This window comes from Novosphingobium sp. ST904 (genome assembly GCF_001298105.1).
Classification (GTDB): Bacteria; Pseudomonadota; Alphaproteobacteria; order Sphingomonadales; family Sphingomonadaceae; genus Novosphingobium.
In genome coordinates this window covers 1-841 of the sequence record NZ_LGJH01000013.1, presented here as the reverse complement: position 1 = coordinate 841, position 841 = coordinate 1, and the positions used below count along the sequence as shown (strand labels likewise).

Annotated in this window: 1 protein-coding gene; it reads left to right on the top strand. The window is 58.3% G+C overall.

Going from position 1 to position 841, the window contains the following annotated elements:
* Positions 1 to 64 precede the first annotated feature (64 nt).
* Positions 65 to 822 (top strand): IS5 family transposase gene (locus tag ADT71_RS29770; protein WP_156336340.1). Its coding sequence is split into 2 segments (ribosomal slippage): positions 65 to 398 and positions 398 to 822, totalling 759 coding nucleotides; the frame shifts between segments, so codons are not numbered across the junction.
* The last annotated feature ends 19 nt before the right edge of the window (positions 823 to 841 follow it).

Genomic DNA, 841 nt, shown 5'->3' with positions numbered 1-841 from the left:
CTAGGCTCAGGACCCATTGATAGGCCTGCGATGATGTGATTCAGGCTCCCCAAGGAGACTGAGCATGAGCGACCTGTATTGGCTTACGGACGAGCAGATGGCGCGGCTGTCGCCGTATTTCCCCAAGAGCCACGGCAAGCCACGGGTCGACGACCGTCGGGTGCTGAGCGGGATCATCTTCGTCAACCGGAATGGGCTGCGCTGGCGGGATGCGCCGAGGGAATACGGGCCACATAAGACATTGTATAATCGTTGGAAACGTTGGGGCGAGATGGGCGTGTTCACTCGAATGATGGAAGGCCTTTCCGCCCAGCGGGCCGAACCCCAGACCATCATGATCGACGCTACCTACCTCAAGGCACACCGCACGGCTTCCAGCCTTGGGGTAAAAAAGGGGATTTCGGGCGCCTGATCGGACGGACCAAGGGCGGCATGAACACCAAACTTCACGCCGTCACAGATGCCAACGGCCGCCCTTTGAGCTTCTTCATCACGGCGGGCCAGATCAGCGATTACACCGGGGCGGCAGCCTTGCTCGATGATCTGCCCAAGGCTCAGTGGATGCTGGCTGATCGAGGCTATGACGCTGAGTGGTTCAGAGATGCGCTTGAGCAAAAAGGCATCAAGCCTTGCATTCCCGGTCGGAAATCTCGTTCATATCCTGTCACATACGATAAACGGCGATACAAGCGCCGTAACCGTATCGAGATCATGTTCGGCCGGCTGAAGGATTGGCGCCGCGTCGCTACACGATATGACCGCTGCCCCACCGTCTTCTTTTCCGCACTCGCCTTGGCTGCAACTGTCCTCTTCTGGCTCTGATCAGTGAGTCCTGAGCCTA